Consider the following 12,804-nt stretch of genomic DNA (forward strand, 5'->3'; position numbering starts at 1 on the left):
CCTCTCTCTGAGGAGGTGTAGACGCTTATAGCTGATTAAGGCTGATTATGCTGGAGTCTACGCAAACTTAAAAACATCCCCATCAAGAAAGCAGAGGCGATGGCAGTTTGAAAAATAAACGTCTCTTCTACCCAGCCCCTCACCAAGAAGTCCGAAAAAATAATAAGAAATAAGGTCAGGTAGCTGTATTTACTACTAGGAATAGCGTTTCGATATCCTCGCCATGCGGTAACGAGAATAGCCAGTACAACGCTGACTACAGAAAATAGCCCTAGCAGGCCACCTGCAAACCAATTTGAAAGAAAGAAGTTATGAGGACCGATAGGATCTCGGAAAAACCATTCCTGATGCTGTGGTAGGTTCGTGGCGTAAGCCTTAAGATAGACTTTATCGCCAATCCCAGTCCCTTTGACTGGATGCTGCATCACCATATCCCACGCTGCGCCTTGCGTCCCATTGCCAAAGCGGTGACTGCTTGATGTTTGCTCAAGTTTATAGGCGAGTACTGCTAAGCGATCGTGAAAAGCGGCAAAGAACCCAACACTACTAATCGCGATAATAACCGTAATAATGAGTGGCAATTTCCATTCACGGTTAAATACACACCAAAGTAATGACAATACAAATATAGCTAACCAAGCGCCACGTTGTAGCAGGCCTAACATTAGAAAACTATAAATAAGGCCTACGAAAATAAATGCAATTTTCGCCTTACTTCCTGGTGTTTTCCAAAGTAATAGAATAGCTGGCAAAGAAAAAATAAGGGCTTCAGCAATAAATCGATGGTTATAATTCGAGAAGGGATAAATACCCTGCCGATACTCAAGATAGTAAGCATAAAGTTCTTTACCCCCTGAAACGAGAAACATTATCCCCAGCCCAATCATGAGCGATCGACAAATTTCCTTACTATTCAGCTGACTAATGACCACAGCATAGACAATAGGTGTCAATATTGTCTTCTCAATGATGGTATTAGAAAAATACTTAATACTCATTGCAGAATCGATAGAGATAAAGCAAGAGTAAGTTCCCGCTATTAATAATAATACTAGAAACTTAAAAATGCTGCTCTTACATATATCTTTAATAACCCATCTTTCTTTGTAAGCAATACTCAGTGAAGTGATTATCGTTAAATAAAAAAATAGATGTTTATATCGAGTAATACCATCGACGAAAAAAAGCCCAACAAATAAAATGAATAGTAATGAGCACCATTTATTCATTCCTACTACTCGACTCAATATCGTTTTAATTTCGCTAATCATATAGTTACCTAACTAGGTCTAAGTCATATAGTATAATTATTATACTGACCATAAGGTATCACGCTAATATTACTATTCGCGTGAACTTGCCTTTCACTGTGGCAGCATACTATAAAGGAAAAATCTAGGGTATTCAAAAACACATCGATAGTAAGTGCTGCGATAATCATTTTACTCACCGCTTTCCTGCTTGAGTAGGGGGATGATGTCATACGGGATTGTAGTCGTAGTAGAAAGCGTAAAAAGGGGGGGGTTGATTCTTTCTTTCATAAACCTTAGTACTGCGATAATTTTTTGCGTATCTTGAGTCAGCTCAGAGGGCATAGCCGTCCCAGTTTGCTGATCGTAGAACCGCTGTCCGCCGTGAGTTAGGTCAAAACCAGCACAGACGATTTTTTTGTAGGCCAGAGAATAAGCCAGCTGAATCGCAGCATAAGCGACGGTTTTACAGTTGCAGTAACCAATCGTGATATCTTTAGAAAACCCTCTTATTCTTTTCTTTCTCGAGAAAGGAACCTCCATCACCACACTCGGATTCTGCGCGCAGAACAGAGCATACTTAATTTTTTTAAGCGGCCCCGATTTCTCTCGTTTATAGAGCTCTCTTAAGATAAAACAGTGTTCTACCAACCAATGTTGTAAGCTAGGCGGCGCTGAGTCGTAAACCTCTTGATTAATAAAGGTAAAGCGACTTTCCATAACGTGGCGCTTGAACTCTTCACATCGATGTAAGGGGAAGCGACCATCTGTGACCAGGTAGATGAAGGGGGCGATCCCCCGGTCAAGCAAATGACCTGCAGAGCCATTTACCGCGATAATATCTTTTGTACGCAGCAACGCCTCTGGGACTTGTGCCGCAGAGGGTCCCGAGAGAAAAAGTAAACACTCATCATGTTCTTTCTGCTCACGTAAATGCGCGAGTTGCGCTGAAGAAAAAAGTGTGGTCATCACTAACTCTACGCTGAACGCCCAATTAAACGTCCTTTGAACGCCTTGAACTTTTTACGAAACTGAGACTTTCGTTTCACCCATTGGTAGGAAAATCCGCGGTGAAAGTCACTAATACCGAAGTGCCTTTCAAGATCGATGAAGTCCTTTGCGGCCCGAAAACGTGAATAGTTTTTACCAGACAGATCGATAACTCTCACTTGGCCTTTCGACAGCATAAAGTTTTGCTTATGTGCATCATCGAAAATCACCCGATGTTCATGCAGAACCTTAACGCTTTCTAAGACCTCAGATTTGATCTTTTCGGTCAGCTCCCCTTTCTGAGCTAAGATATCCATCTCGACACCGGGTATATACTCAATAATCATGATAAACCGACTGGCGAAATTAAAAATTTTAGTCTCAGCGAGTAGATAGAAATCATTTGGAAAGGTTACGTCTCGTTGGCGGAGCATAGCTGTTTGTTTGAACAAGGTTAAATAATAGTCACCGCGGAAAAATGACTTTAAGAATCGTTCATTACGTTTTTCTTTCGGCGTAAAAACCTTCAAAACATACAGCTTGCCGTCTTTCTCCACTAAACTTACTTTGGTATCGGGAATACTCCTGAACACTTTCAGCGTAGTCAGTCGTGAATGAAGAAAATCCTCCAACATAGTCGTGAAGAATTGATCATCGCCATTGGTATAGACGGTGTAGCCTGCAAGTTTCGTTTTAGTGACCATAGCTCTTTATTTATCGCCGAGAAAGTAGTTTACGAAGTAAATATCTAAAAAAATACTCATATCCTTTAAGGATTTTTTTCTGGTATATCAGATGCTTATAGCAATATCGATATTGATATGTCGACGCTGGCAGCTGTAGAGGCTCGTCCTTCCATGGGGAATGCCTTTTCGCCTGTTGAAATGCCTGCGAGCTAGGATATTGTCCCCACAAGTGCCAAGGCTTGGTGGGGCCAATAAAATGCATGAAAATACAGTTAGGATTGAACTGCTTACGTTTCGCTGAGTTAAGCTCATAGTTCAGGCTATATTGCGTATTATAGACACTATTTAAGAACATTTTTTTGTCTGCTAGCGCTAAATTCAATAAATCTTGATCATAAAACGTCAATTTAGCATGCAGCGACTGATCGGCAACTAGCCTTAAAATGTGTGTCAGTACCGCTTCCTTACGCCACGCATCAAGGTTAATGAGCATGACTCCAGAATTAAAATAACCCTGTTCGAGTGCTTTACAGTCAAGCGTTTCGGCCTGATGCTGCCACCATATGGCATCCCTTTCGGGGACGACGGCAACAACATTATCCTGTAGATCTACCTCCAGTAACTCTGTTACATCGCCTTGGCATACAACGTCAGCATCAAGATATAGCATTTTAGATATCGAGAGAGAGAGCACCTCTGCCATCATAAAACGGTAGTAGATTGCCGAAGACCAGAGCCGGTTAGTCGGTAACTGTGCAAAATAGTCATTATCGAGTGTATAAAGCGTAATTCGCAGCTCGTGTTGTCGGGCAAGCTCGATAAGCTTTTGTTGATCGAGCTGTGACGTATCATTACTAAATAGATGGAAATGAAAACGTATTCCAGAATTACTGGCGGCTAGCGAGGCCATGGAAATTTCACACCCTAATAAAAAGTCGCCATCGGCGCCCCACCCGACATCTAGCTGAATATCGCTGTCTTCAACGCCGCAAGGGTTGAGCGTTGTACGTTGTTTAATAGCACGCTCACATGTCTGTAATAGAGGGTGAGTGTGTGTTATTTCAGCGGTCATAGCCACCCCTTCCATTAGAGGTTTTTCCTCAGCGTGCGCTGTTTAATTTTTTCGGCTCTCTTCTGCGCTTGGCGGATCAAATAGCTTTCTTGACGAAAAATATCTCGTACCGGCTGCCCGAAATATTCCGTTAAGAAATAGCAGTAGTCACGAAAGGAGAGCGCTAGAGGAAAACTCGAATAATACAACGCGATAAGATCTTTGTTTCGCCAACGCAGAGGTGTCTTCTTACGGATTTGCGCGCGATGTAGGTCAATCACCGAGAGCGTAGCATTGTCACGATTTTCATCGAAAGGGAGTGCGAGCAGGAAATGGCAGATATAACAATCCCGGTGGTTTAGCCCTGACTGGTGCATAGCGGCTACGGTTCGTGCCAATTGTTGAATAAGGTGGCGTTTAACGCGATAAGCGGGAGGTTGCGTTGCCCAGTTCGCGCAATAGTCTTCTAGACTTATCGCCGGGTTCAAGTCCTTGGTGATAATAAAGGATTCGCGCTGCAATGGGTTCCAGTGACGCTGACCATAGCCATAACAGCTCATCGTTGGGATTGCCGCGGCTTGAAGATGCTCAATCGCTTGCCACTCGTTTTTTGCGCCTAACACGGGTAAACGTAAGGTAATTAGATTCTTCAATACCTCTTTCAACGCTGTCCCGCGGTGATACTTAACGAAGTAGCTTTCACCGGCAAAATCGAAGCGCATCGTTTTCCTCGCCTCCACTTGCCGAAAGGTTTCACCTTGTAGCGCCAGAATTTCAGCATAAGGATCGCTATGCGCCCACGCTTGCTTAAAAGGCTGTTCGAGTTGCAGCATCTTTTGCTCTCTTTTCAATAATATCAGCCGCCTGTTCAGGCAAACCGTATACATCATGCTCATCGCAATAGCGACGTGCTCCCTGCGACCACGAGAGCAATTGCTCGGGATCTCTTAGCGCTGCGTCCAATGCCTGATTGAGGGTGTTCTGGCTAAACGGTTCGCCGATGACAACACCGTTCCCTGCAGCCTCAAGATAGGGCGCGTTACCACATACCTCTGTACAGATCACCGGGAGTTCGGAGGCTAAGGCTTCAATCAATACAATTCCTGCCGCCTCTTGGTATGCAGGATGAAGGAGTAGATCCGCCGCTGCCATTAATTGAGGAATATCGTCCCTACCTTGATAAAAATCAACATACGACGCTATCCCCAGCTTTTGCGCTGACTTCTGGTAAGTCACCGGACTATCCGCACCCACTACCCAAAATTTTACTCTATCCTTTCGCTCGGGAGGTAACGCAGCAATCGCCTCAAGGCTACGTTGTACCCCTTTGCGTCGAAAATCGGAGCCAACTTGAAGTAAGAATAGGGTCGAATCGGCGATCCCTAACGCCTGGCGTATCTCTTTACGGTTATGGCGTCGTTGATATGGTAAAAAAAGTTGTCGATCGATGCCTGGGGGAAGCAAATGAAATCGCTCATTAGGCGTCTGATAAAACTGTATAAAATCCGTTTTCTGTTGTGGCGTTAATACTAAAATTTCCGTACTTGCCTCAGCCGAGAAGACCGCTTTTTCTGCACGAAGATAACTACGATAACGCGGTGTTAAGGTATATAAAAAACCTTTTTCCCTCGCCGTTTTAGCGGCATAACAGACGTCTGCTGCGAAATAGAGATCAAGCCCCGGCATCTTATTGAAACCTACTAATACGTCGTCGGGAGAGTTCGCTCGATTCGCGGCAATCCACCGACTAAAATGTTGATTACGGGTATGGTTAGACATGCCTCGCTTAGGAACAATGATCACCTCAAAACCAGGACATTTTTCGCCTTGCCACTCAAAAGTATAAACGATTACCTGATGCCCCCGCTGCTGGCAAGCCAACGCAATTCGCCTAAAGTCTCTTTGTTGCCCTCCGTAAGGGAAATATTTATGCAAGCAAAACGCTATTTTCACGTAAATGTCCTCACCAAGGGCGTAAAGCGTCGACCCGTTATGCAAAGGCTATTGAGCGCAAGTAAAGTACCCAAATCCTGTAGCCATCGTCGGTCGCTGAGGTTCAGAGAACCTAGCAAATAATGACGAGTTTACACTAATTACAGGGTGGCGTGGGGGCTAATCGAGCTACCCTCTTCTCAGTATCTTGGTAAGATACACGAGCATAACGCGCTTTAGCTCGTATGTTGAGATACGCAGGGGATAATGTGAGATCGCTTTTTTTCTGGTAATATCAACGCCTTTATTCAATCTTTCAGGCCGACCGATAATATAATGCTGACTGCCGTCTATACCGTTTTACTCTATCTGATCCAACCTTTGATTTGGATAAGACTTTGGCGCCGTGGTAAGACACTGCCAGCCTACCGTTTACGATGGAAAGAGCGTTATGGATATTGTAAGGGCAAAGTTGTGCCTGGAGGAATTGTCCTGCACTCGGTCTCTGTAGGAGAAACCTTGGCAGCAATCCCTTTGGTCAGAGCGCTACAATACCGCTACCCTTCTATACCGATTACTGTCACCACCATGACACCTACGGGTTCGGAACGCGCACAATCCGCTTTTGGGAAAAACGTTTCTCACGTTTACCTGCCTTACGATCTGCCTACCGCAATTAATCGCTTTCTGGATACAGCGGCCCCCCGTCTCGTCATCATTATGGAGACCGAACTCTGGCCGAATATTATCCATACTCTACATCGTCGCCATATCCCGCTTATTATCGCGAATGCTCGGTTATCAGAGCGTTCTGCCAAGCGTTACAAAAAATTGGGGAACGAACTTGCAGAGCTTCTACAAAAAATAAGCTGTATTGCGGCGCAAAATACTGATGATGGCCAGCGTTTCTTAGCATTAGGCGCAAAACCGGAGCAACTCTCCGTGACGGGTAGTTTAAAGTTTGATATCTCCGTTACACCGGAATTGGCCGCAAAAGCTGTCGCACTGCGTCGGCAATGGGCTCCTCATCGTCCCGTGTGGATCGCTGCCAGTACGCATGAAGGTGAAGAACGCATTGTACTAGAGGCTCATCGTCAGCTACTCCAACAATTTCCTGACTTATTATTGATTTTGGTACCGCGTCATCCCGAACGGTTCCAACCGGTCAAAGAGCTAGCACATAAAGTCGGCTTCACACCGGTAATGCGTAGCGAGCAGCTCGTTCCCAGTACAAATGCACAAGTATTAATTGGTGATACGATGGGCGAACTGATGTTGTTATACGGGATTGCTGATATTGCTTTTGTAGGGGGGAGTTTAGTGGAGCGCGGCGGCCACAACCCATTGGAACCCGCCGCTCATGCGATTCCAGTGATAATGGGACCCCATACTTGGAATTTCAACGATATCTGCAGCAAGCTCGAAACTGCCCAAGGATTAATTACGGTTAACGACCAAGCCGCCTTAGTCCAAGAGATGTTACAGCTACTGGCTGATGCCGATCTCCGAAAGTATTATGGTCTGCATGCCGTAGATGTCTTACATCAAAACCAGGGCGCTCTGCAGCAGTTGTTGCAGCTTGTTGAGCCTTATCTTACTACTCACTCTCACTAGGAGTCTCTATGTCGATTGTGGCGATTTATCCGGGGACGTTTGATCCTCTAACCCTCGGGCATTTAGATATCATCCAGCGCAGCGCACGGCTTTTCGAACGCGTAGTGGTTGCGGTCGCATTGAATCCTAGTAAAAAACCTCTCTTCAGTTTAGAAGAGCGTGTGCAGCTCGCTAGGTATGCGACGGCCACTCTCGCGAACGTTCAGGTCGTCGGGTTCAATAGCTTATTAGCTCAGTTAGCGCTAGAACAGCATGCGAAGGTATTGATAAGGGGCGTTCGCTCCGTATCTGATTTCGACTACGAGCGGCAGCTGGCACAAGCCAACCAGCAACTGAACCCGCAACTCGACACTATTTTCATGACCCCTAATGAAAAGTATGCCTTTCTCTCCTCCACGATCGTGAAGGAAGTGGCGCGCCACCAAGGAGATATTACGACCTTTGTGACGTCAGAGATCCACCAAGCGGTCTTGAATAAATTTGCCCCACATTAGTGCTGGCAAGTTGGACACCAAAAGGTACTGCGCTGAGCATGTCGGCCAGACATAATCGGCGTGCCACACTGTAAACAAGGTTCTCCTGTTCGCCCATAAACATTGAGTTGTTGTGCGAAATACCCAGGTTTACCATCGCTCTGTAAAAAATCGCGTAAGGTAGTACCGCCTTGCTCAATCGAACGTTGTAGAACCGCTTTAATGCATGACACTAAGCGTTGGCTTTCTTCTTGATTCAACGCATTTGCCGCGCGATCCGGATGGATACCTGCTCGAAAAAGCGATTCGCTCGCATAAATATTTCCCACGCCAACCACTAATTTATTGTCCATTAACCAGGGTTTGATCGCGATTTTTTTAGTCGCTGACTTATTAATTAACCATTCAGCATTAAAGGCGTCGCTTAACGGTTCGGGTCCTAGGTGACTTAGGACTCGGCTTGTCGTGAGGTCAGTTTCCCATAACCAAGCGCCAAACCGGCGTGGATCGGTATAGCGTAGAGTCTTGCCATTGCTGAAGACTAAATCGACATGATCATGTTTTTCGGGCGGGGTGTCTTCGCTGAGGATACGCAAGCTACCAGACATACCAAGGTGAATGATGATCCAGCCGTGTTTGAGACCCATCAATAGGTATTTCGCACGCCGTTCTAAACTTAAAACGATTTCATCGCTAAGATGATAGATCTCTTCAGATACCGGCCAACGCAGTTGTGGGTGTCTTACCACTGCATAGAGCAGTGTCTCGCCCACAACATGAGGTGCGATACCGCGTCGGCTCGTTTCGACTTCAGGTAGTTCAGGCATCAGATATTCCCCCTTAGAAAACAAAAAACCCGACCATAAGGCCGGGTTTTTATAAGAATACTAAAATTATTTAATTTTAGCTTCTTTATACAGCACGTGCTCACGAACAACTGGATCAAACTTCTTAAGTTCCAGTTTTTCTGGCTTAGTGCGCTTGTTCTTCGTAGTGGTATAGAAGTGACCTGTACCAGCAGAGGAAACTAGCTTGATCTTCTCACGAATACCTTTAGCCATGATTCAGTTCCTTAGTACTTCTCACCACGGGTACGCATGTCTGCTAACACAGCATCAATACCCTTTTTATCGATTACACGCATACCTTTAGCAGATACACGCAAAGTAACAAAACGCTTCTCACTCTCAACCCAGAAACGGTGTGAGTGTAAGTTCGGAAGAAAACGGCGTTTCGTCGCGTTCATTGCGTGGGAACGGTTGTTACCCGCTACCGGACGCTTGCCAGTTACTTGGCAGACTCGTGACATGTCTTATCTCCAAAAATCAAAATCAGCTCGAGCTTTTCACTTAGGTTTTGGCCGCCTCGTCAGGCTTTTAACCTATCCAGGCGAGTTCAATGTGAACCCGCTGAGCAGGCCTAAACGCCAAACCCGAGATTCTCAAAGGTGGCGTAGTATACGCCCTGTCGGCCAAGTGCTCAAGACCCGAACAGATAAAGATCAGCCAGGATCGATGAAAAAGTATACTTTTTCGGTTAATTGTCTTTTTTTTAACCAATTTTTCATGGTTATAGCCATCCTCGCTGAGCAAACGAGAAAAATTCACCTCGACCAATAACAAAATGATCAAGTACCGCGATATTGAAGAGTCGACAGGCTTTTTGAATTTGTTGCGTGATATGTTTATCTGCTTCGCTCGGTTTAGCCACCCCAGAAGGATGGTTATGCGCTAAGATTATCGCCGCCGCATTATACCGTAAAGCCTCTTTGACTATCTCACGTGGATGTACCTCCACACTATTAATCGTCCCCTGAAACATCGCCTGCGCTTGTAAAACCCGATGGCGGTTATCAAGAAAGACAACCTGAAAGACTTCTCGCTCTAAATGCGCAAGTTGACTCAGGAGATAATGATAAGCCTCAGCGGGATCGGAAATCATCTCTTGGCAGAGTAGCTGCTCTTGGTAAAAACGCTTCGCAAGTTCAGCTATAGCATAGAGCTGGCACAACTTCGACTCACCTATTCCTTTGATGGCTGAGTATTGCTCTTGGCTCCCACTCATAACCGCTTGCAGGCTCCCGAAGTGAGAGAGCAGATGGTGTGCAAAATCGAGTACGGGCATTCCAGGACACCCTGTACGTAAAAAAAGCGCTAATAACTCACTATTCGTGAGGGCAGAAGCTCCCTTTGCCAATAGCTTTTCCCGCGGTTTTTCGGTCATAGTTACAGCCTCACATTGCCCTAAATACTCGATAAATTAAGTATTATTTATTCTCACTTAAAGCGTAAAATTATGGACTTGTGAGAGCACTCGTAGTTTTTTTTAGCAAAAAAAATTGACCATAAAAATCAAATAAATCATTATTATTCAATAGGATAATAGAATATCTAGAGTAACATGTTCTTTGTGATACCATATAATCCCTTTCTTTTCTGATGTTCGATTTCATACGATGGGAACCTTATGAGTAACCTGGCCAATAAACGTATTCTGCTTGGTGTCAGCGGAGGCATCGCCGCCTATAAAACCCCGGACTTGGTGCGTCGGTTACGCGAACAAGGCGCGAAGGTACGTGTCATGATGACCCATGCGGCCGAGGCTTTTATTACCCCACTCACGCTCCAAGCGGTAAGCGGTTACCCCGTATCGAATGATTTGCTCGACCCAAGCGCCGAAGCAGCGATGGGGCATATTGAGTTGGCAAAATGGGCCGATTTAGTCATCATTGCGCCAGCCTCTGCTGATCTGATTGCCCGTATCGCTCAGGGAATGGCTAACGATATTGTCACGACAACGTGTTTGGCGACAGCTGCTCCAATAGCTATTGTTCCGGCGATGAACCAACAAATGTATCGTTCCCCCCTGACAGCCAGCAATTTAGCCAAACTTCAGGAATATCGTTTTAAAATATGGGGGCCGGATCATGGCCAACAAGCTTGCGGGGATATTGGTCCGGGGAGAATGTTGGATCCCCTTTCCATTGTTGAGCATGCACTCGCTTGGGCTCACAGCGCACATGACTTAGCGCATCTTAATATTATGATTACGGCTGGACCCACCCGTGAGGCATTAGATCCCGTACGGTACATCAGCAATAAAAGTTCAGGTAAAATGGGGTTTGCCATCGCACAAGCTGCCGCGGCTCGCGGAGCGAATGTCACCTTAATCAGCGGTCCGGTTGAACTCACAACGCCCTCTGGCGTTATTCGTAAAGATGTTGTCTCGGCTCTCGAGATGCAAACCGCGGTAATGGACGATATTACCGCTCAGCATATTTTTATCGGTTGTGCGGCGGTTGCCGATTATCGTGCGATGGATATCGCAGAAGAAAAAATAAAAAAGACGGCTGATAAAGAGGGAATGACTCTCCAACTTATTAAAAACCCAGATATTATTGCTAACGTGGCGGCATTACCTGCCCCTAAACCTTGGGTGGTTGGATTTGCGGCAGAAACCCAGAATGTGGAAGAATACGCCCGACAAAAAAGAGAACGTAAAAACCTCGACTTGATTTGTGCCAATGACGTCTCTGGAACAACTCAAGGTTTCGACAGCGATAATAATGCCCTTCACCTTTTCTGGCAGGAGGGAGATAAACCGCTACCGCTGTGTAGCAAGCAACTCCTTGGCCAGCAATTATTAGACGAGATAGTCAACCTCTATGAAAAAGATCGACATAAAAATTCTTGACCCGCGCGTAGGAAAAGAATTTCCTCTACCTGCTTATGCTACCCCTGGCTCTGCAGGTCTTGACCTACGAGCATGTACTGACGGATCGGTAACACTTGCAGGGGGTAGCACCACGCTTATCCCGACAGGTCTCGCCATACATGTCGCCGATCCTCAGCTAGCCGCCGTTATCCTCCCCCGCTCAGGCCTAGGACATAAACATGGCATCGTCTTAGGGAATCTCGTCGGTTTGATCGACTCCGATTACCAAGGTCAACTGATGGTGTCTGTTTGGAACCGTAGCGAAGAGCCGTTTGTGATTGAACCTGGCGATCGCATTGCGCAGTTAGTCTTTGTCCCTGTGGTCCAAGCAGAATTCAATCTTGTTGAAGAATTCACGCAGACAGAACGCGGTGAAGGCGGATTCGGACATTCTGGTCGTCAGTAATCTTGCCCCTTTAGGTCACTTATCTCTGAGTATCCCCACCTTGTGGGGGCTCATCAGGATTTTTAGGAAGGTTAAAGGTATGGCAGAAAAGAAGAACACGCGGGGCAACCGACGTGAAGAGATCTTACAAGCATTAGCCCATATGTTGGAATCGGGTGATGGTAGTCAACGCATTACTACTGCAAAATTAGCCGCGAATGTTGGGGTTTCGGAAGCAGCGCTTTATCGACATTTCCCAAGTAAAACGAAGATGTTCGATAGTTTAATTGAGTTTATAGAGGACAGCTTAATTACTCGAATAAATCTAATTTTAAATGACGAAAAAGAGACGCTGTCGCGACTTAAGCTTATCGTTCAACTTATCTTAGGTTTTGGCGAGAAGAATCCTGGGCTAACGCGTATTATGACTGGCCACGCACTGATGTTCGAACAAGACCGTCTGCAAAGTCGTATAAACCAGCTTTTTGAACGTATTGAAGTTCAATTACGCCAGGTGCTGAAAGAAAAGAAAATGCGTGATGGTGAGGGGTTTCAGGTCGATGAAACGCTGTTAGCCAGCCAGCTTATTGCCTTTTGTGAAGGGTTATTATCACGCTATGTTCGCTCAGAGTTTCGCTATAAACCCACTGCAAATTTTGACCTTCGCTGGCCGTTAGTGGCCGCACAACTTAGCTAGCCTCATGAAGAT

At 45.6% G+C, this 12,804-nt stretch carries 15 protein-coding genes; 5 read left to right on the top strand and 10 right to left on the bottom strand.

The window, feature by feature from the left end; all coding sequences use genetic code 11:
* Positions 1-35: 35 nt before the first annotated feature.
* The 6 genes from rfaL to HGT70_RS13450 form a co-directional block, all read right to left on the bottom strand.
* A complete protein-coding gene (gene rfaL / locus HGT70_RS13425) occupies positions 36-1,271 on the bottom strand; it encodes an O-antigen ligase RfaL (protein ID WP_214196183.1) in 1,236 nt (411 codons plus the stop codon).
* A gap of 171 nt (positions 1,272-1,442) precedes the next feature.
* Positions 1,443-2,219: a 3-deoxy-D-manno-oct-2-ulosonate III transferase WaaZ gene (gene waaZ, locus HGT70_RS13430; protein ID WP_071433096.1), complete on the bottom strand. Its 777-nt coding sequence runs from the start codon at positions 2,217-2,219 to the stop codon at positions 1,443-1,445.
* Between the two features lie 8 nt (positions 2,220-2,227).
* Positions 2,228-2,944, bottom strand: coding sequence for a lipopolysaccharide core heptose(II) kinase RfaY (locus HGT70_RS13435; protein ID WP_071433094.1), 717 nt, complete (start codon positions 2,942-2,944; stop codon positions 2,228-2,230).
* A 10-nt stretch (positions 2,945-2,954) separates the two neighbouring features.
* The gene (locus tag HGT70_RS13440) at positions 2,955-3,998 is read right to left on the bottom strand and encodes a glycosyltransferase (protein WP_214196184.1); all 1,044 of its coding nucleotides are present in this window, start codon (positions 3,996-3,998) and stop codon (positions 2,955-2,957) included.
* A 14-nt stretch (positions 3,999-4,012) separates the two neighbouring features.
* Complete coding sequence (gene rfaP, locus HGT70_RS13445) at positions 4,013-4,810, bottom strand: lipopolysaccharide core heptose(I) kinase RfaP (protein ID WP_071433092.1); 798 nt, start codon at positions 4,808-4,810, stop codon at positions 4,013-4,015.
* A complete protein-coding gene (locus HGT70_RS13450; protein ID WP_071433090.1) occupies positions 4,785-5,930 on the bottom strand; it encodes a glycosyltransferase family 4 protein in 1,146 nt (381 codons plus the stop codon). Before HGT70_RS13450 ends, rfaP begins: the two co-directional genes overlap by 26 nt.
* Positions 5,931-6,245: 315 nt before the next feature.
* Between HGT70_RS13450 and waaA the strand changes: the two genes are divergently transcribed.
* A complete protein-coding gene (waaA, locus tag HGT70_RS13455) occupies positions 6,246-7,523 on the top strand; it encodes a lipid IV(A) 3-deoxy-D-manno-octulosonic acid transferase (protein WP_214196185.1) in 1,278 nt (425 codons plus the stop codon).
* Between the two features lie 8 nt (positions 7,524-7,531).
* Entirely contained in the window at positions 7,532-8,017 is a 486-nt protein-coding gene (coaD, locus tag HGT70_RS13460; protein WP_071433088.1) for a pantetheine-phosphate adenylyltransferase, read from the top strand.
* Here the strand turns inward: coaD and mutM are convergent.
* The 4 genes from mutM to radC all read right to left on the bottom strand — a co-directional run bounded on the left by mutM (position 8,014) and on the right by radC (position 10,219).
* Positions 8,014-8,823: a bifunctional DNA-formamidopyrimidine glycosylase/DNA-(apurinic or apyrimidinic site) lyase gene (gene mutM, locus HGT70_RS13465; RefSeq protein WP_214196186.1), complete on the bottom strand. Its 810-nt coding sequence runs from the start codon at positions 8,821-8,823 to the stop codon at positions 8,014-8,016. The genes coaD and mutM overlap by 4 nt on opposite strands.
* A gap of 66 nt (positions 8,824-8,889) precedes the next feature.
* Entirely contained in the window at positions 8,890-9,057 is a 168-nt protein-coding gene (gene rpmG / locus HGT70_RS13470) for a 50S ribosomal protein L33 (protein ID WP_048913020.1), read from the bottom strand.
* An 11-nt stretch (positions 9,058-9,068) separates the two neighbouring features.
* Positions 9,069-9,305, bottom strand: a complete 237-nt coding sequence (gene rpmB / locus HGT70_RS13475; RefSeq protein ID WP_071433085.1) for a 50S ribosomal protein L28 — start codon at positions 9,303-9,305, stop codon at positions 9,069-9,071.
* A gap of 260 nt (positions 9,306-9,565) precedes the next feature.
* Positions 9,566-10,219: a RadC family protein gene (gene radC / locus HGT70_RS13480; protein ID WP_214196187.1), complete on the bottom strand. Its 654-nt coding sequence runs from the start codon at positions 10,217-10,219 to the stop codon at positions 9,566-9,568.
* 243 nt (positions 10,220-10,462) lie between these two features.
* Between radC and coaBC the strand changes: the two genes are divergently transcribed.
* From coaBC to slmA, 3 genes are all read left to right on the top strand, one after another.
* Positions 10,463-11,689, top strand: coding sequence for a bifunctional phosphopantothenoylcysteine decarboxylase/phosphopantothenate--cysteine ligase CoaBC (coaBC, locus tag HGT70_RS13485; protein ID WP_071433080.1), 1,227 nt, complete (start codon positions 10,463-10,465; stop codon positions 11,687-11,689).
* Positions 11,661-12,116, top strand: coding sequence for a dUTP diphosphatase (gene dut, locus HGT70_RS13490; protein WP_071433078.1), 456 nt, complete (start codon positions 11,661-11,663; stop codon positions 12,114-12,116). The genes coaBC and dut overlap by 29 nt, the downstream gene beginning before the upstream one ends.
* A 79-nt stretch (positions 12,117-12,195) precedes the next feature.
* Positions 12,196-12,792 (top strand): nucleoid occlusion factor SlmA, encoded by a 597-nt coding sequence (gene slmA, locus HGT70_RS13495; protein ID WP_071433076.1) that lies wholly within the window; start codon positions 12,196-12,198, stop codon positions 12,790-12,792.
* The last annotated feature ends 12 nt before the right edge of the window (positions 12,793-12,804 follow it).

The organism is Rosenbergiella collisarenosi (assembly GCF_018494085.1).
In the GTDB taxonomy this organism is placed as follows: domain Bacteria; phylum Pseudomonadota; class Gammaproteobacteria; order Enterobacterales; family Enterobacteriaceae; genus Rosenbergiella; species Rosenbergiella collisarenosi.

Coding starts and splice junctions, on each gene's coding strand:
- rfaL (WP_214196183.1), bottom strand. CDS start 1,271: ATGATTAGCGAAATTAAAACGATATTGAGTCGAGTAGTAGGAATGAAT.
- waaZ (WP_071433096.1), bottom strand. CDS start 2,219: ATGACCACACTTTTTTCTTCAGCGCAACTCGCGCATTTACGTGAGCAG.
- HGT70_RS13435 (WP_071433094.1), bottom strand. CDS start 2,944: ATGGTCACTAAAACGAAACTTGCAGGCTACACCGTCTATACCAATGGC.
- HGT70_RS13440 (WP_214196184.1), bottom strand. CDS start 3,998: ATGACCGCTGAAATAACACACACTCACCCTCTATTACAGACATGTGAG.
- rfaP (WP_071433092.1), bottom strand. CDS start 4,810: ATGCTGCAACTCGAACAGCCTTTTAAGCAAGCGTGGGCGCATAGCGAT.
- waaA (WP_214196185.1), top strand. CDS start 6,246: ATGCTGACTGCCGTCTATACCGTTTTACTCTATCTGATCCAACCTTTG.
- coaD (WP_071433088.1), top strand. CDS start 7,532: ATGTCGATTGTGGCGATTTATCCGGGGACGTTTGATCCTCTAACCCTC.
- mutM (WP_214196186.1), bottom strand. CDS start 8,823: ATGCCTGAACTACCTGAAGTCGAAACGAGCCGACGCGGTATCGCACCT.
- rpmG (WP_048913020.1), bottom strand. CDS start 9,057: ATGGCTAAAGGTATTCGTGAGAAGATCAAGCTAGTTTCCTCTGCTGGT.
- rpmB (WP_071433085.1), bottom strand. CDS start 9,305: ATGTCACGAGTCTGCCAAGTAACTGGCAAGCGTCCGGTAGCGGGTAAC.
- radC (WP_214196187.1), bottom strand. CDS start 10,219: ATGACCGAAAAACCGCGGGAAAAGCTATTGGCAAAGGGAGCTTCTGCC.
- coaBC (WP_071433080.1), top strand. CDS start 10,463: ATGAGTAACCTGGCCAATAAACGTATTCTGCTTGGTGTCAGCGGAGGC.
- dut (WP_071433078.1), top strand. CDS start 11,661: ATGAAAAAGATCGACATAAAAATTCTTGACCCGCGCGTAGGAAAAGAA.
- slmA (WP_071433076.1), top strand. CDS start 12,196: ATGGCAGAAAAGAAGAACACGCGGGGCAACCGACGTGAAGAGATCTTA.